This is a genomic window from Treponema sp. OMZ 857 (assembly GCF_024181085.1).
Taxonomy (GTDB): Bacteria; Spirochaetota; Spirochaetia; order Treponematales; family Treponemataceae; genus Treponema.
Genome location: NZ_CP051147.1, coordinates 2,708,898 through 2,724,521, shown reverse-complemented (window position 1 = coordinate 2,724,521; position 15,624 = coordinate 2,708,898). Strand labels below are relative to the sequence as shown.

18 protein-coding genes and 1 pseudogene are annotated in these 15,624 nt (G+C 44.9%); 7 read left to right on the top strand and 12 right to left on the bottom strand.

The genetic code is table 11. From position 1 onward, the window contains the following. Position 1 precedes the first annotated feature (1 nt). The 12 genes from E4N66_RS12400 to E4N66_RS12345 form a co-directional block, all read right to left on the bottom strand. Positions 2-373 (bottom strand): hypothetical protein, encoded by a 372-nt coding sequence (locus tag E4N66_RS12400; RefSeq protein ID WP_253728279.1) that lies wholly within the window; start codon positions 371-373, stop codon positions 2-4. Between the two features lie 10 nt (positions 374-383). Next, the gene (locus E4N66_RS12395; RefSeq protein ID WP_253728277.1) at positions 384-845 is read right to left on the bottom strand and encodes a hypothetical protein; all 462 of its coding nucleotides are present in this window, start codon (positions 843-845) and stop codon (positions 384-386) included. A gap of 99 nt (positions 846-944) precedes the next feature. Beyond that, positions 945-1,580 (bottom strand): hypothetical protein, encoded by a 636-nt coding sequence (locus E4N66_RS12390; protein ID WP_253728276.1) that lies wholly within the window; start codon positions 1,578-1,580, stop codon positions 945-947. A gap of 12 nt (positions 1,581-1,592) precedes the next feature. After that, the gene (locus tag E4N66_RS12385; protein WP_253728275.1) at positions 1,593-3,053 is read right to left on the bottom strand and encodes a DUF1351 domain-containing protein; all 1,461 of its coding nucleotides are present in this window, start codon (positions 3,051-3,053) and stop codon (positions 1,593-1,595) included. 4 nt (positions 3,054-3,057) lie between these two features. After that, entirely contained in the window at positions 3,058-3,831 is a 774-nt protein-coding gene (locus E4N66_RS12380) for a DEAD/DEAH box helicase family protein (RefSeq protein WP_253728274.1), read from the bottom strand. 37 nt (positions 3,832-3,868) lie between these two features. Further along, positions 3,869-4,102: a hypothetical protein gene (locus tag E4N66_RS12375; RefSeq protein ID WP_253728272.1), complete on the bottom strand. Its 234-nt coding sequence runs from the start codon at positions 4,100-4,102 to the stop codon at positions 3,869-3,871. Continuing rightward, the gene (locus E4N66_RS12370) at positions 4,099-4,449 is read right to left on the bottom strand and encodes a DUF4406 domain-containing protein (protein ID WP_253728270.1); all 351 of its coding nucleotides are present in this window, start codon (positions 4,447-4,449) and stop codon (positions 4,099-4,101) included. Before E4N66_RS12370 ends, E4N66_RS12375 begins: the two co-directional genes overlap by 4 nt. Before the next feature lie 209 nt (positions 4,450-4,658). Beyond that, positions 4,659-5,003, bottom strand: a complete 345-nt coding sequence (locus E4N66_RS12365; RefSeq protein ID WP_253728269.1) for a hypothetical protein — start codon at positions 5,001-5,003, stop codon at positions 4,659-4,661. After that, positions 5,000-5,557 (bottom strand): LPD29 domain-containing protein, encoded by a 558-nt coding sequence (locus E4N66_RS12360; protein ID WP_253728268.1) that lies wholly within the window; start codon positions 5,555-5,557, stop codon positions 5,000-5,002. The genes E4N66_RS12365 and E4N66_RS12360 overlap by 4 nt, the downstream gene beginning before the upstream one ends. Positions 5,558-5,613: 56 nt before the next feature. Then, entirely contained in the window at positions 5,614-5,805 is a 192-nt protein-coding gene (locus E4N66_RS12355) for a hypothetical protein (RefSeq protein WP_253728267.1), read from the bottom strand. Between the two features lie 57 nt (positions 5,806-5,862). Continuing rightward, the gene (locus E4N66_RS12350) at positions 5,863-6,660 is read right to left on the bottom strand and encodes an LPD29 domain-containing protein (protein ID WP_253728265.1); all 798 of its coding nucleotides are present in this window, start codon (positions 6,658-6,660) and stop codon (positions 5,863-5,865) included. Positions 6,661-6,740: 80 nt separating this feature from the next. Beyond that, a complete protein-coding gene (locus tag E4N66_RS12345) occupies positions 6,741-7,238 on the bottom strand; it encodes a DUF6908 domain-containing protein (protein ID WP_253728263.1) in 498 nt (165 codons plus the stop codon). A gap of 183 nt (positions 7,239-7,421) precedes the next feature. Here E4N66_RS12345 and E4N66_RS12340 point away from each other — a divergent pair, with 183 nt between their 5' ends. From E4N66_RS12340 to E4N66_RS12310, 7 genes and pseudogenes are all read left to right on the top strand, one after another. Continuing rightward, positions 7,422-7,697, top strand: coding sequence for a helix-turn-helix domain-containing protein (locus E4N66_RS12340; protein WP_253728262.1), 276 nt, complete (start codon positions 7,422-7,424; stop codon positions 7,695-7,697). Positions 7,698-8,399: 702 nt separating this feature from the next. Beyond that, positions 8,400-8,704: pseudogene (locus E4N66_RS12335) on the top strand (PD-(D/E)XK nuclease domain-containing protein); the annotation flags it as partial. Between the two features lie 236 nt (positions 8,705-8,940). After that, positions 8,941-9,318, top strand: coding sequence for a NifB/NifX family molybdenum-iron cluster-binding protein (locus tag E4N66_RS12330; RefSeq protein ID WP_253728261.1), 378 nt, complete (start codon positions 8,941-8,943; stop codon positions 9,316-9,318). Positions 9,319-9,381: 63 nt separating this feature from the next. Continuing rightward, positions 9,382-10,362: an AAA family ATPase gene (locus E4N66_RS12325; protein WP_253728260.1), complete on the top strand. Its 981-nt coding sequence runs from the start codon at positions 9,382-9,384 to the stop codon at positions 10,360-10,362. A gap of 3 nt (positions 10,363-10,365) precedes the next feature. Further along, positions 10,366-11,715 carry a DUF58 domain-containing protein gene (locus tag E4N66_RS12320; RefSeq protein WP_253728258.1) on the top strand — a complete coding sequence of 450 codons (1,350 nt, stop codon included), beginning with the start codon at positions 10,366-10,368 and terminating at the stop codon, positions 11,713-11,715. Continuing rightward, positions 11,630-13,684, top strand: a complete 2,055-nt coding sequence (locus E4N66_RS13170; protein WP_371922468.1) for a transglutaminase TgpA family protein — start codon at positions 11,630-11,632, stop codon at positions 13,682-13,684. The genes E4N66_RS12320 and E4N66_RS13170 overlap by 86 nt, the downstream gene beginning before the upstream one ends. Then, positions 13,654-15,519, top strand: a complete 1,866-nt coding sequence (locus tag E4N66_RS12310; protein ID WP_253728256.1) for a tetratricopeptide repeat protein — start codon at positions 13,654-13,656, stop codon at positions 15,517-15,519. Before E4N66_RS13170 ends, E4N66_RS12310 begins: the two co-directional genes overlap by 31 nt. Positions 15,520-15,624 lie beyond the last annotated feature (105 nt).

Sequence of the window (15,624 nt, the reverse complement as noted above, 5' to 3'; positions counted from 1 at the left end):
ATTAAAAATCAGTCGGAAAGTGGCTGTCAATTTCCATCCCGCACCGCGGACAATATTTTATATCGTAGTCAAAGCGCAATTCAGAATTGAATACATAGCCACAGCCATAGCATTTACCAAAGGGATGTTCATCAGGTCTTTCAACAAAATACGCAAAGGCATACATTACTTCATCGCCAAAACCTACGCAAAATCGATATTCTTCATCATCAGGAAGGATTTCTCGTAATACTTCGTATGCGTTGTAGCTCACACCGAAATGTTCAACACGTGCTTTTAATAAGGCTAGCGTATCGGCACAAATAACTTTACTGCCGATTTTTAATTCATCTGCATTTACCGCGGTGTACACTCTCGATTTGTCAAATTTCATTGTTTTCTCCTTATACTCCAACCCAATATAGGTTATTATCTATCGTTTCATCTTCCGCGATGGGAAGCGAAGTGTTTTTATTTAAAATATTTTCAAGCTGCTTTTTATCGATTTTTAATGCTGTTTGCAGAATTATTTTATCAACACCGTTTATACCGGCTTTTTGTAAGAGTGCGCATAGTTTTTTTATCAGCGCTTTTTCACGCTGTACATCTTTTTTGCTGATGATGTTTTGCTTTTGTATAACACTTTTCTGATTATCATAAAATGAAAAGTGTAGTTGTTTTTTATTCTCTTGTTTCTTTTTGCCGATATTCTTATAAAGAAGAAAAAGCCGATAGTCTTTTTTATCAAAGATAAAGACTTGTTTGTTTTCAACCGTGATTTTCGGTATGTTATACTTCCGCGCAAAATAGCGCACTTCGGCAGGATTGACACGCGCTTTTTCTGCAACCGCGCTTGCTGTATACACTTTCCCTCCCATAGTGTAAAATAGTCGCTAAGGATACTGCCTGTCGTTTCAAGCGCGAGAAAACGGCAGGCAGTTATTCTTTTTTTTCTTCCTTACCAATTAAAATGGTATATTGTCAAAATTTTCAGGATCGGTAGTAGCAGGCTGTGTATCCTGCGGCACCGTTCCTTGATACGCCGACGGTCTTTGCTGATAACCGTTTTGCGGGGATGTTTGATTATAGCTTTGATATCCATTAGTCGCTGCCGCTCTTTGTCCTTGCGGATGTGGGCGCGATTGTCCTTGTTTTGGGTACGTAGGGTGATTAGTCGTTGTATTGCTTTGCTGCGGATAAGTTCCGTTATTATTGTTTTGCTGTATTTGCTGCGGCACGATTAAGGCTTTTACCTCAAAACCTTTTTGCTCTCCATTCTCATTCGGAGCGCGCTTGTCGATTTTGATAATGCCTCGTTTCCCAATCCATGAGCTATAATTAAAGTCTCCACGCTGGATTGAAAAACAGTCAAAAAAGCGAGTCAAGTTTTGATTACGCCGTCTCCATGCTTCTTCGGAACTTACATCATCGACAATGTAATAATACAGCGTCCCTTGCTCATCGATTGTAAACGAAAGAGCGATCATCGGATTACTCTTCTTTGACACCTTCTCTTCTACCTTGGATATAGTACATTCCCATTCACCTGCTTTGAAATTGTTGTTAAAATAGTTCTCATCTATTTGATAATCATTAAGCATACTTCTATCCTCCTATTGAAATGTATAGCGCAACTGTGCCTTTTTCATATATGCCTCAAGATCAACTAACTGATCTGCCGTTCCAATTACCATAAAAGTAACCTGTAACTTTTCTTCTCTTTCTTGTGGCTCCGTTTCTGTCTGTGCCGAATCGGAGAAAGATGTCGAAGATGGACAATAAGCATCGTATGCCAAGGGGATTTCTTCTCCGGCCGCCTCCATATCGAGCCGCTCTTTTTCGGACAATGCGTGCTCTTTTTGTTCTGCCTGAGCTTTTTCAAGAGCAGCAAGCCGTTCCCTGTTCGCTTTGATTTCATCCGCTTTTGCAAGAGCCGCATCGAGGTTCAGCGTTGATAAATAATATTGCTTCGCTTCCGCCTCTCCGATGCGATCAAGAACGCTTAAATCAGCTTGTATTTTTTCAATCCGCCCGCGTATCTCGTCTTGAATGTCTTTGAGCTTTGTTGTTTTATTAAGCCACTTCGGACTAAACAGCATATCAAAATCAACAAGTGAAAAATGAAGCGATTCAAAATACTCGATAATGATTGCTTTCTTATTGTCCTTTTCTTTTTGTTCAACTTCTTTCACAATTCCGTCAATTTTTGCAGAACATTCATTTATGAGATTAACTGTTTCTAAAACGGTTGTTTTGAATGTTTCGATCGGCTTCATAAATTCTTTTTCAATACGGATACGCTCCGCATTGAGCAGCTTCGCAGCATTATTTAATTCCGCCTTGTCCTTTTTTGCAGCAGCGATGTTATCTACGCTGTATCGATCTATCGAATAGTATGCAAGTCGTTTCTTTACCAGTTCTAACAGCTGTTCGGCATTGGTGTTGAGCGTGCCGATATTCTGTTCAACAACCTTAAGCGTCAGCTCAAGCGGTGGCACTTCAACAAGTTCTTTTTTGCCTTCCTTTGAGTTCATAAAATCCTCCCGTAATTGAGCGCCTTGTAAATAGGTGCTAATGACTTCTTGTATCTGCTCCATTGATAAAAACGGAATATCGACAACAGAAAAATTGCCGGTATTCGGTGTATACAAAACCTTTAAACACTTCTTTTTGAAAAAGAGATTGTACAGGTTAAGCTGGAGCGTCCAGCTCAAGAAGTCCGCTTCTTTCTGTGTTTTAATATCAAAAAGCGTATCGCTTGCAACAATATCAGCAGTTCCGGCATACGTAAAATCATCAATAGTATGATAAAACTGCTGCTCAAATTTGGAGGATGCACGGACGATATTTTGTTCAATCCATTTTGCTTCAACGGATTGAATAACACCTGTTTCAATTTCTTTATGAATTGCCGTACCGCGCTCCGCTGCCTTCTTTAAAATTTCAGGGGGGATGTGTGATAAATCTTTCCCTGCAACAGTGCAGATAATTTTTGTAACGGATGGAATGATTTCGCCGTTTAGCCGGTATACATGGAAGCGCTCATCGAAAGTAAAAACATCTTTTTTCTTCATTCGCTTACATCTCCTTATACGATTTTGCAAAACTTAAAATAGACGACTGCTGTTTCCTGTTTTGCGGGGGTGCTTGCTGTATACCGGTCTGTTGCCGATTGCCTTGGGGGCTCTCTTGCGGCGCTTCATTATGTGAATGCTGTATAAAAACATTCTCCGGCATTCCGTAATATTCACGGATAACCGTATCAACCACTTTTAAATCATTCGGAATAAGTGGCTCTGCGAACATTCCCATCGGCGTTTTGACCGTATCACTACCGTTATTGACCGTTGCAAAACAGAACTGTCGCTGATTGTTTCCGTCTAATAGAACGACTGTTTTTAAAACGATGGTAAAAAGCCCTTCAAGCGTTATTTTCTCATCGAGCAGTTGTCCGATCGTTTTACATTTTTCATTCCCGTCTTTTGTCCGTTCAATATGAAAAAGAAAATAAATAATCTTATCATCAGGGAGTGCTGTTGCTGTTTGTGTAAGGTTGAAAAAATTCGCGCCGATGTCGGTAAATTTTTCATATCCCTTTTCTTTTGCGCGGTGCATATACTCAAAAGCCATCAGATATTGCGCATCATCTATAACAACACTTTTTGCCTGTGCTCGTTTAATCATCGCCTGAACTTCTTGATAGTTATCCGTTTTAAAAACCGATAACGTATTACGGAAAGGAAGCGGCTTTTTTGATACGTTGATTACCGATGCTTCTCCTTTTTGAAAATTGCGTAAACTGGTTGATTTACCCGTCCCGCTTTCTCCCATTACTGCTACAATAACTGCCATGTTAATTCCTCCTTAAAGTGCATTATGCTTATAGCTATTATTTTGTTGTTTCCATCTGTTCAATAATTTCAGCAAGCACGGTATCGATTTTTTTTATTGATTGTTCGATTTGCGACTCTTGATTTTTGATATAGGCAAGAGCGATTTCTTGTTTGTTATTCTGAGTATGAACATTATTAAAAACTGTTTTTGTAAACGCATGAGCGCGCCCGAGAATATATCCGCCGCCAAGACAGACAAAGATGATAAAAAGTATTTCACTGCCGCTCATCCTCTCATCTCCCGTCGGCGGCATAAACCGCGTTTTTGCTTTTGCCGTTCGGTGTATTCAATCCATTCTTCAACCGTTTTAACCTGCATAGAAAGAACTCTTGCAATACTAAGTTCTAATTGACTTCCTGTAGATTGATACGGTGTTTCGATTACCGCCACTGCATAGCAGGTTGATAATACCTGTAAACATTTCCGTATTGCCTGATCGTAGCTCATGCTTTCATTGCAGAAAATGGTAGGCGATACAACTGCAAACCCTGTATCATTCAGTCGTTTGCGTGCGTTTTCAAAATCATTTTTGTAATTTGGATTAGCGCTTATTGCACCTGATAGATATAACTTCATAGCGTTTACACTCCTTTTATTTGAAATATTCATTGTGATTGATCTGCTGTATCGTGGTAAGATTTGTATACATTCCGCCAAAAGATATAGAGCGGCTTGTCATTACGGAAATAAATCATGTTCTGTATTGCATTTTTTCGAGCTTCGGCAAGCTCTTTTTTTGTCATTTCTACATGACGTTTTCCGCACATCTGCCACCCTCCCATACATCAATAAAAATCTTTTTCACTTACACCGTAATAGGCGTGTGGATTGAGACTTGCTTTAAATTCTTGTTTTGCTTCACGATAATATGTACTGCTGTAGATTTCTGTTTTTAAATCTGTTATATCCCATTCGCATTCAGCCAATACCGCACGTTGTTCGGCGCTGTACTCTTCTATATCTTCTGCGCCGATTACTTCCATCGCATCCGGATCGTATTCTACTTGCACACCGTCATAATCGACGTACCATTGAAAACATTGTTTTATAGTCCAACCGTTAGATAAAGTGGTTTCTATCAATCCTGCTTCATAGCCGATTGTCAGCTGTTCATTTTGAATAGCGATCATTGGTTAATCCTCCAAAGTGAAACACGCCTGCCAGTAGGTGTGCGCGGTACGAATTGTGCATATTGATCTCGGCTTCTAGGATTGACCTCGCCGATATTGATGCAATCGTGAAATAGTACATCGCTATAAACTTCACCTTTTCGGTTATACGCGTCCAGCTGTTTTTGAATAGACATGAGGACATCGAGTATTTCAGGATTAAGCCACGTATCATATTTTGTGATGCGTACGTAAAGGCCTGCGTACTGATAAAGATCATCAATAAGCCGTTCTGTTTCTGTTGGTGTAATGTCTCGTTTATAGCGGAACGTTCCATGACGAACATCATAAAACAAGAAGTCATCTTCCATCATAAGAAAATACGATGCGATAAGCGTTTTATTGGTAAGCTCTACCGGATATTCAAGCAGGCTTATAGTAATTTCTCGTTTCTTTCTTGAGTCGACTGAAAACCGGTATGCAGGAAATTTCTTTTTTAAATCAGCGCGTATTATTGCCGCTATTTCCGTGAGACTTAAATCAGGATTGTAATATTCGCCTTGCCGTGCTGTCATGTTTATGTCTCCTTATAATTTACTACCGACTTATTCGCCGCTAACGTGTTTTATATTTACAAAGGCTTAGTATTGTTATCCATTTGCAACTCTGCTTCTGACAAAAAATGCCAATCAACCACATCATCTGTAACTTCTCTGCCATACCGAGCAAACGTATCCTTTTTGCCGTTTTTATAAAAAATAGCTTTATACCATTTGCCTGGTTTGCTTTTTAATAAAACCCATACAATACCTTCTTTTCTCATACTTCATACTCCTCAATTATGTTTCCGCCGGAGTATATCCGGCGGTCTGATTTGTTGTTATGCGGTAAGCCGTTTGACTTCTTTTTCTTTTTTTGTAGAACCGCTGCGCGCAGTGCGTTCTACAAACTTAGCAGGTTTGTCGTCTTTTCCAATCTGGACATAATCGTAAAAATTTCTATCAAAATAATCCTCCATTGAGTTGGTATCATCGTAATTATATGAGTTCATAAAATCTTGAACGTCTTTCAAGACTGCGTATATAACCGGATTAAGCCACGTGTCGGATTTACTAAACTTTTGCTCACAATATTCCATTTCTACTTGGCACCTAATCCATTCTTCAATGTCCGATTGTGTCATGCTGACGGTTTCGATATTGCCTTTTGACGGAACATACGACCATCTTCGGTGATAATTTGTGTGATAGTATTTCAACATCAGTTCGCTGTTAGTCAGCTCTACCGGATATTCAGTTAAAGCGATTGTGATGCTGTTTACGTCTGAGGTGATCGAAAAACGGTAGGTCGGATACGCAGTTTTCACGTATTCACGGATTAGCTGCGCTATGTCTTTGGTTGTAAGATTGCGATCATAGCGCTCACCTTGCCAGCCGTTCACGGTGTAAAATTGCCGCCGGTAGCTGCCTGCGTTTTCCGCTGTTTTAGGCTGCCGCTTGGTATACGTCGGATCCGCTTCCTCGAATTTTTGCGCTATCGCAAATGCAACTTCAAATTCTCTATTCAGCTGCTGCATTGCCGCGGTGCTGCCACCTCTATCCGGATGAAGCCGCATTGCTGCCATCCGGTATGCTGCTTTTACTTCGTCTAATGTCATTTTTTTGGTAAAGTATTTCATGTTTTTTGCTCCTCTGTGTTTTAGGTCTGTTATAGCTTGCTGCATTTCCGCCGGAGATTTTCCGGCGGTGTCGCTGCTGTTTACTTGCCTATGCCTTGCTGCATTGTTATTGTACGCATCCAAGTAGTACAAAAGCTCGCCGTTTGTTTTTGCAGATTGCTAATCATCTTCGGCTTGCGGTTCTCGAATATCACCAGCTCTACATCTGAACATAGACCGCTCATTCTTTCGTAGATAGGATAGTATTCGACACCGTATGAATATTCTTTTTTCAAAAAGACGATTTCAGGATCTGCCATTAAGTCGCCGTTTTGCTCGTAGTAGTGAGCGATTGATATTTGATTTGCTCCAACCTGCTCAACAACAACCGGCATAAAAACGTCGTTTGCATTGTCAATTTTTGCATAGCCGTCTATCATCATCGCTTCTAGCTGCTGAATAATCTTTTTTGCACTTGCTGAAACCGGCTTAACGAAGGCAAAACCTGCTGCAAGCTGTTCGCGCTTTTCATTCTCTTTTTTTGCGTCTTTTTCTTGTTGTCTGGCAATCTTAAGCGCCATTTTCTCTAATGCTATCATATTCGCTTCTCCTCTGTGATTTGGAAAGTTTTCAAGGTCTTTTCGCCTTAACTATGATTACATTATAGCTTTTTTGTCGATTTTGTCAATATATTTTTAGGCCTTTTGTCGATTTTTTTATATTTTTTAACAAGATATAAAATATATAATGACATTCGGCCTTTTTTTTGCTATATTATATATATGTTAGATTTTTGGATGCGTGTAAAAGAATTATTAAAAGCTCAAAATGCTACACAAGATAAAATAGCGAAACAAATAAATGAAAGAGCTGATACCTTTAGTAAATGGATTCAAAAAGACCGACTGCCGGATGCGGAACAATCCTATAAAATAGCGGTTGCGCTTGGCGTCTCTGTTGAATATCTCGTTACCGGAGAAGAACCGGATAATCATTCGCGCATAGCGGCTATCCGCGAACAGCTCAAGGCGATAGATAACGAATTACAAAAAATGTAAACAGATATAACGATTACCCACTACCTGCTAAACATTTTCTATACAGGCAATACTCAAGACTAGGATATAATCTTGACTGTTGCCGATATAGATGCAGTCTCAACACCCCTTCCCTGTAGTACCATTCCCTTTGTGCATCCTCGCCGAAACAGAGTGATGCCGGTTTTCGGTACGCTGTAAAAAGATGGGCGGTTCCTAAAACCCCTCAACCGTCCTAAGTCAGGGACACTCCACAAGCCTATTTTGGTCGCCTTTTTACGGCGACACGGAAGCCGTGATTTTTGCTCACCCACACCGGAGAGTAGGCGGCTTGCTCCTAGCCTTGCTCCGTACTTTGCACCGGGCGCGGAGGCTCAATCCTCTGCAAGGCATAAAAAAAGCGCATAAGGCTATTTCGAGGTTGCCCTATGCGCTTTCCGCCGTAAAACGGCGAAGTAAGCAACCTCGATAGCTTACTTAGCCGCCGAAGTACCGATCGATACCGGTAATTCGGATATAGCAAGCAAGCTGCCTACAATCCTGCCGTAACAAGGTCTTGCTGCGCTTGCTCGTTTTTCTTACAATCTTTCTTACAGTCAGAGATTTGCTTTAATGATGAGATGTGTTGATAAGTTGTTAAAGTATGTACTGATAGCTATCTAGCGTATTTTTTGAAATTCTGATACAGAGTCCAAAAATGTACAAGGACGTACATTTTTGAGCAAGCTGCGGGAACAAAACTACCAGACTGCCGTTTATCTCGTCTTTGCGCTGATGGGACAGTTTGCACAAACGGAGGTGCATTGTGCGACAGGAAGAGCAGACTGTGTAGTGCAGACAGCGGATACTGTTTACATCTTCGAGTTTAAGCTGAGCAGCAACGGTACGGCGAAAGATGCAATCGCGCAAATAAAAGAGAAAGACTATGCCGCAAAGTACTGGCGAGTGGGAAGAAAATAGTGCTCATTGGAAGTTCCTTTGATGAAAAGACGAGAACGATAAAAGACTGGAAAGTGGCTAATGAATAATTTGTAATAAGTGCCGCTCTTAGATTTAGATTATATTGAGCCGTTATACCAACGTTTATTTTCATCCGCTAAAATAGCGCGGCTGAAAAACACTGCGAGTTTGCTAATGCAAACATCGCCTATTGATTGCACTTTTTCATTTCATTGCAAAAGTGTGGCAATTCGCCAATCCTCGCCTTTTGATAAAGGCTACGGCTGTCGAATTTTAAGGAACCTTTAGACAGCCCTCATGAATTATGGTATACTCAATCAATATGAAAATCGCAGCGACTTATGATATTTTAACGAATTCAATTTTCCAGCATTTTGGAAAAACAGAGCATTTTAAGGTTTACACAATTGAAGCCGGAAAAGTAACGAAAACTGAAGTAATCGATAACGGCGGTTTCGGGCATCACGATTTGGCAACCTATCTTAAAAGCCTTGGCATTGAAACCCTCATCTTAGGAAACCGCGGACAGGGTGCGATTGATGCGCTGGACAACGCCGGAATTCATCAGCTGGCGGGAATTACCGGCTCCCCGGATGAAGCTGTCGCAGCTTTTTTAGCAGGCACATTACAGGATGATCCGAACGCTCAATGCAATCATCATGGGGAACATCACCACGAATAGGCTAGGACGGTACTCCTTTTTATAAAGTTGAGGTGTTCCGCATACTATGCTATAATCTCCGCTATGAATACCGAAAAAACGGCGGAACGGCTTCTTTCCGCACTGGAAAAAGCGATTAAAGGGAAGAAGGATGTTCTCCGTCTTTTTATTACCGCATATCTGACCGGCGGGCATGTTCTTTTAGAGGATGTTCCGGGCGTCGGGAAAACCACATTGGTAAAAACATTTGCAGCGCTCATCGAAAAAGACGGGCAGCCGGCGCGGTTCAGGCGTATCCAATGCACCCCCGACCTTTTGCCCTACGACATCACCGGCGTAGAAGTCTTTAATGCAGGGCTGAATACCTTTGAATTTATGGAAGGCCCGGTGTTCGCAGACATCCTGCTTGCGGATGAGCTGAACCGCACCCCGCCGAAGGTGCAGTCCGCCTTGCTGGAAGCGATGGCCGAGCGGCAGGTAACCGCCGGTACGGTAACCCGTCCGTTAAGCCCTTATTTTTTTACGGCGGCTACGCAAAATCCTGTGGAAAGTTTAGGTACCTATCCGCTTCCCGCCGCTCAGTTAGACCGGTTCAGTATATGCCTGTCAATCGGCTACCCCGATGAAGAAGCGGAAACCGAATTGCTGCATGAACAAACACACCTTCCCGCTGCAGAACCGGAGCCGGTTACGCCGGTTGTTTCCATACAGGATATCGCGGCTTCGCGGGAAGAACAGCGGCAGGTATTTGTGCATCCCGTACTCGAAAAGATAATCGCTCGAATCGGAAAAGAGACCCGTGCCCATCCTGCGTTTAAGCTCGGCACATCGCCACGCGCCGGTTTGCATTTGCTGTACCTCGCCCGCACCTTTGCGCTTGTCAACGGACGCAATTGGGTTGAGGACGGAGATATCCGCACGCTTAGTTCCCTCGTCCTTGCGCACCGGTGTTTGATAAAAACCGGCGACGGCACGGCTTCGGAACTCATCAGCAGCATTACCGAAGCGGTTATCCGCACTGCCGACAAACAAACGGATTGGACTAAACCGGCTGAGGCACAATAAGGCATGATGCGGATACGGGTTACAAGGCACGGAGCGGTATACACCGTGATGGGTGCGTTGCTCTTAATAAGCGGCTTGCTCCGCGGAGAGCTTTTAAGCACTGTATGCGGCGGGTTACTCACGCTCTATGCCGGTTTCGCTGCCGCTGCTGTAGCGGTTACCGCCCTGTGTTGGAAATCGGAAGAGCCTGACCTTGCCTCAGACGGCGGCGGCTTTACGGTTATTCCCGCCCGTTTCAAAACCGTGCAGTCAGAATCTGCGAAGACCTTCCCGCACTGTGTTCCCGGAACGGCAACCTTTTATACTATTGAGTTTTCACTATCATCTGATCCTACCGCAGAGACGGCCGCATGTCTTTCCATTCCCTTGCAGGGAATACAAACAAAATATCATCCTGAAAATCTAACCCGCGGACGGTACTTTTATAAACGGCAGTATCTCAATATTCGGGACTTTGCCGGTTTTTTTGCCGCGGCATATACGCAGCCGCCTTGTCTGTCCGTACCCTACATTGTAGTACAGCCGGTGATTCCGCCGCAAAAAACGATATTTCCCGATCTCCGTTCCCGCGCCGTAAACGACCTTCCCTCACAAGAGCGCACAAATGAACTCTATGAATCCCGTCCGTATTTTCCCGGCGACGATCCGCGGAAAATTCACTGGAAGCTCTATGCACACACCAATACACTTTCCATAAAGCTCGGTGCTTTTGAACCGCCGCCGGTTAAGCGCTTAACGATATATATAGAAGAACCGGTGTGCATGAAAAAAAAAGAACGGGCGTTGACAGCCTCCGTGTTTGACGCCTTTATTGGCCGCCTTTCCGGCGTGATTATAGAGCTGCTCAATGCCGGTATCCAATGCTCTCTTCTATTATATGATTATCCGCAGCAGTCCTTGCAGCGGTACGAAATAACGGAAGAAGCGTCCGCTGCTGCTGCGCAGATACAAAATCTGCTAGCCATACCGGCGCTCCGTGCTTCACCGGAAGCACTTCCCGACGCGGCGGACATCTTTAATGCAGTGCCGGACGGCGGGGGACTGTTATACTGTTATATGCCGACCGGAGGTGTCCCTCGAAATGCAGCCGCTGCGCCGTTTCGCCCGCCGCATACAGAAAGTATAAGCGGCGTCGAAACATTTTTTTGCGTTGCCGTGCCGCCGGTATCAGAAGAACATACGCCGCTCGATGAGCGAGCGCATCGTGTTCTTAGCCGGAGGGGGATACACCGGCTGCTGTATTCTTCCGCCGCTTCCGCACGGCAGGATGCTTTTTATCGAAAGGTGCAGGAAGCTGCCGAACGGGAACTCCGTATCTTTACCGCAGGAAATTGCCATGCAGAACTACTCTAAACCTGCCGCCGTGTTTCGTATCTGTTCACTCCTGCTGCTCCTTTCGGTGCCGCATCGCTACCTTGCCGGTATTCTGCCCGCAGCGGCGTTGCCGGTATGGGGGCTTTGCTGCACGGCGGTAATTCACTTTCTGCATAGAAAGAGAATTCGTGCGGAAGCGGCAGTGATTATCGGCTTTTCCGTAGCGCTGCTTATTCCTGCATGTGTCCTCGGCTTGCTCGCGCTGATACCGCAGCTTATTGCGGATACCCTCTTTTTGCGCATCAAGCTGCTATTCGGCTTACTTGCGCTCACCGCCTTCATCAGCGTTACCTCAACGGCGCTGTTCATTTCTACCGAACGGTGGCGGCGCTATGAACCGCTTGTTGCTATTCTCGTGTTCTCCCTACTGTTTTTTCCGCAGCAGCACTATCGTCTGACAGCCTTTTCCCATCCGATCTTTGCGGCTGGCTTTGCCGGTGTTTTCATGCTGCTTCAAACAGCCTTGCTCTGCATTCCTTTTTTAAAACGCAGACGGTTCGCAGCCTTTGCACTCATATTTATCGGGTTAACAGCGGTTTTGCTTGCGCTCCTCATCAGGACATTTAATAAAGGCTCCGTCGGCAATAACGGCGGACTGCTCGAACAAAAGCTTTTCGAGTTCGATTTTTCTCAGTTTCTGCAGTTGCAGGATGAGGTAAAAATGAACACCAATCTGGTGATGGTGGTGCATGTTGATCAGGAATATGATTCACACTTGTTCCGCCGTATGTACCTGTCCGGGTGGAGTCCGCAAAAAGGTTTTTACGAAAAGTCGGCGCCCGGCGAACCGGAGCAGCCACTGCGGATTACTCAGCAACCGGCGGAACTTCCGCATCAGTCTTTCCTGTGCCGCGAGCGGGTCAGTCAGGAAATATTTACCGTCAACCTTGATCCCGATTCCCTTGTCGCGCTCGATTATCCGCTGTCGGTAACGCCGTATACGGTTTGGGACACGGTGAGCTTTAAAGGCGCTTACAAGGTGGAAAGTGAGGTGCTGCACGGTGTGCCGCTCGACCTTATTACGGCGGAGCCTCCGTCGGGAAATCCGGCAGAAGGGCTTTCGGCGGAAGCCTTGCGTTTTTATACGTCCGTAGATTCCGGCACAAAGGCGCTGCTCTTTCCTATTGCGGAATCGATTACAGCTCCCTTTGCGCTCTACTATGATAAGGTCTACGCCTTGCTCGAGTATTTCCGCGAGGGCGAGTATCGGTATTCGCTTCGTCCCGGGCAGGCTCCCGATGGCGATCAGCTCCGGTATTTTGTAACCGAATCGAAAAAAGGCTATTGCTCGTACTTCGCCTTTGCGTACTGCCTCATGCTCCGCAGCCTCGGCATTCCTGCGCGTCTTGCCGCCGGTTTTTTTCTACAGCCTGAATCGGGTATCCTCAATTATTATCCGGTACGAGCGAATATGGCTCATGCGTGGGTAGAAGTTTTTTTTCCCTATCTCGGCTGGGTGGATATAGACCCGACCACCGAACAGCTTGCAGACGGTGAATCGCTCGATTTTTCTTTTCAGGCTGGCGGCGATCAATTTACGCAGCTCCTCGACGAAATCCTATTAAACCGCTCAGCGCTCCGTATCAGGCATGGCGGAACGCTTTCGGCAGCAGAAGCCCAAACCGTTGCTCAACGTGTTTCGCAGTTCTTCAAAATGCACCGCGGAATACTGTTCTGCATTGCTACACTCGTTGTGATTCTCTTGTACGGTGCGTTCCGCGCCTATCCGTATCTGATTATCAGATGTTCACGAAATAACCGGAAAATCATTCTCACGCTGAAACGGCTCCATAAGCATCCGAGCGATGCTTTTTACGCACTCACTCAAAAAGCAAAATTTGCCCCCTCCTGTACCGGCGAAGATGTTGCGATTGCAAAGCAGCTCTACCGCTCGGAGAAAAAGCAGAGAAAAAACGCTTGGAAACGAAGTCGGAAGGACAGCAGATGAAAGCGCAATACCGAAAATACCGGCAGACCGATAAACATCGCAACAGGCATACCTATCACAATGGAATAATTCTCGTGTTGTTTTTGTTTCTATTACCATTGTACCTTTTCCCTGCATCAAGTACCTCGAACGCTGATGAGCTGCTGCAAAAAGCGGATGCGGCAGTGCAAGCGGAAAACTGGGATACCGCTGCTGCGCTGCTCGAAGAAGGTATCGCGCAATACCCGACGAATGAGCTTTTCCAGCTCAAGCTCGGCGATATGTATTTTAGCAACGGACTGTACGAACCGGCATACCGCCGCTTTACCGAAGGCCTGCGTATCAACCGGTATAACATCAAACTCCTGTACGGTGCAGCGAGCGCAGCAGCGGCATTGAATAAAGCAGAAGAGGCGCGCGGTCTTTTGCACGAATATCTTTCGTATAATCCTACCGATATTTTCGGATGGTCAACGTACGGATGGCTCTGTTTTAAAACACACCGAACCGATGAGGGGATTAAAGCGATGCTCGATGCCCGCAGCAGCTACGGTGATGACGGCTGTATTGCAAACGCGCTCGGAAATCTGTACGGCGAACTTTTCGACTATCGGAATGCGGCGCTCTATTACCGGAAAGGCATTGAACTCGCACTGCAAAACGATTCGCTGTACTCGGCCTCGGTGTATTCCTACAACAAGGCGATATTGGAAACCGAATTCTATCATTTTGATCAAGCTGAAGAAGACGCCCGCAATGCCTCCGACTATTTTTCACGCTCATCAGGATATTTGATTCTCGGAGAGCTTGAAGAGCGGAAAAATAATTTTGACCGTGCGATTGCCTATTATGCGCAATCGACAAAAGATAATTATACGCCGCTGCCGCTGATCAATCTTGCAAAAATCTATCTGCGGATGGGGCATTGGGAGCAAGCGGAACGCTATATTACACAAATCGAGCGGGTTACCGACTATTCGTGGATTGCGAACTTCGGGATGAGTACCGCGCAGTTTTATACTGAGTTGTACGGACTCTATCAGACGTTATATGAAAAAAAATATGCGGCAGAAAAGATGCGGGTACCTGAAAGCGCCAGGGATTTTTTTGTCCGGTCTAAAAATCTTACAAAGTATTCCGCTTTGATTCGATATTATCGAGCAGCTTTTAGTATACATAATTTGAAATTGGCAAAGGAATACACGATAGCGGATACGGACGGCAATACGCACGGGTTGTATAAAAACAGCTTCTATTATCGGGCATTTCAATCGGTACCGTTTAAGGCGCGGCGGTATTTACGCCGTGCGGAGGCGCTGGAAACGTCGGTTATTCCGCAGGCGCGTCCGTCATACATTGCCGAAAAAGGTATCCTGCTCCGCGATGAACAACTGTTGCGGGAAGCGCTGGATGCCCTTGACCCGGTGTGGGAGAAAGAACTGCGGGAACAAGCGGCCGCGGCGCTGATACTCTGCACGAGAAACACCGAACTGAAAACAGCGCTCTATCAAGAGCTGCTGCAAAGTAATCCGGCCTGCTTTACGGAACATTGGATACGGCTGCCGGTTACGCTGACCTGTACCGGTGCAGACGAACGATTTAGCAAACGAACCGAGAAACGCCTTGCCGCCGCTTTAAACAAATCGTTATTTACGGTTTCCGCACACGCGCCGTTTTCCATCACGGTAGTATGTACCGAAAGCGGCGTCCGGCTCAGTCTTATCGGCCGAGACGGCAGTATCTATTTCCGCTATGAACATCCCGCTCCCGTTGCCGATAAACATGAGGCAGCTGCCTGCGTCAACCATTTTGCTGAGCGACTGTTTAGAGTTGCGGTGAATAGAGGTACAAATTAATAATTATTTTAAAAATATGGCAGAGGAAACAGGTATGCCGTATCAGAATATAATTAATTATTATCTAAAGGATTGTGTAAAAGAAAAAAAGACACTTGGAAGTTG

Bases quoted from the DNA above. Each gene is read 5' to 3' on its own strand.
- E4N66_RS12370 (WP_253728270.1), bottom strand. From the start codon at position 4,449: ATGAAGTTATATCTATCAGGTGCAATAAGCGCTAATCCAAATTACAAA.
- E4N66_RS13170 (WP_371922468.1), top strand. From the start codon at position 11,630: ATGCTTTTTATCGAAAGGTGCAGGAAGCTGCCGAACGGGAACTCCGTA.
- E4N66_RS12345 (WP_253728263.1), bottom strand. From the start codon at position 7,238: ATGATAGCATTAGAGAAAATGGCGCTTAAGATTGCCAGACAACAAGAA.
- E4N66_RS12340 (WP_253728262.1), top strand. From the start codon at position 7,422: ATGTTAGATTTTTGGATGCGTGTAAAAGAATTATTAAAAGCTCAAAAT.
- E4N66_RS12320 (WP_253728258.1), top strand. From the start codon at position 10,366: ATGATGCGGATACGGGTTACAAGGCACGGAGCGGTATACACCGTGATG.
- E4N66_RS12355 (WP_253728267.1), bottom strand. From the start codon at position 5,805: ATGAGAAAAGAAGGTATTGTATGGGTTTTATTAAAAAGCAAACCAGGC.
- E4N66_RS12360 (WP_253728268.1), bottom strand. From the start codon at position 5,557: ATGACAGCACGGCAAGGCGAATATTACAATCCTGATTTAAGTCTCACG.
- E4N66_RS12325 (WP_253728260.1), top strand. From the start codon at position 9,382: ATGAATACCGAAAAAACGGCGGAACGGCTTCTTTCCGCACTGGAAAAA.
- E4N66_RS12400 (WP_253728279.1), bottom strand. From the start codon at position 373: ATGAAATTTGACAAATCGAGAGTGTACACCGCGGTAAATGCAGATGAA.
- E4N66_RS12380 (WP_253728274.1), bottom strand. From the start codon at position 3,831: ATGGCAGTTATTGTAGCAGTAATGGGAGAAAGCGGGACGGGTAAATCA.
- E4N66_RS12375 (WP_253728272.1), bottom strand. From the start codon at position 4,102: ATGAGCGGCAGTGAAATACTTTTTATCATCTTTGTCTGTCTTGGCGGC.
- E4N66_RS12385 (WP_253728275.1), bottom strand. From the start codon at position 3,053: ATGAAGAAAAAAGATGTTTTTACTTTCGATGAGCGCTTCCATGTATAC.
- E4N66_RS12330 (WP_253728261.1), top strand. From the start codon at position 8,941: ATGGTATACTCAATCAATATGAAAATCGCAGCGACTTATGATATTTTA.
- E4N66_RS12350 (WP_253728265.1), bottom strand. From the start codon at position 6,660: ATGAAATACTTTACCAAAAAAATGACATTAGACGAAGTAAAAGCAGCA.
- E4N66_RS12390 (WP_253728276.1), bottom strand. From the start codon at position 1,580: ATGCTTAATGATTATCAAATAGATGAGAACTATTTTAACAACAATTTC.
- E4N66_RS12365 (WP_253728269.1), bottom strand. From the start codon at position 5,003: ATGATCGCTATTCAAAATGAACAGCTGACAATCGGCTATGAAGCAGGA.